The sequence below is a fragment of the Pseudomonas sp. PME37.24/006 genome (assembly GCF_055556635.1).
This window is the reverse complement of sequence record NZ_JBVHNL010000241.1, coordinates 1-248: the sequence shown is the minus strand read 5'-3', so window position 1 is coordinate 248 and position 248 is coordinate 1. Positions and strand designations below refer to the sequence as shown.

Below are 248 nucleotides of genomic sequence, written 5' to 3'. Positions count from 1 at the left end.
GCCGAAGCCGTCGTCGGCGACGTCGATGACGAACTCGGGGGTCGGCCCGAAGCCCTCGTACTGCTGACCCGACGACTCACCCGCGTCGGGCGCGATCGCCGAGACGTAGACGAGTCCCGCGACGTGGGGGTGAACACCGGCCTCGGTGATGACGGTTCCGCCCCACGAGTGACCGACGAGGATCGCGGGTCCGTCCTGCTTGTCGAGGATGCGCGTGGTCGCGGCGACGTCGGCCTCGAGCGAGGTGA

General features: G+C 70.2%; 1 protein-coding gene. It reads right to left on the bottom strand.

The window, feature by feature from the left end:
• Positions 1–248 (bottom strand): alpha/beta fold hydrolase (locus tag ACZ3GY_RS24565; RefSeq protein ID WP_465912412.1); only part of this gene is annotated, 248 nt, incomplete at both ends.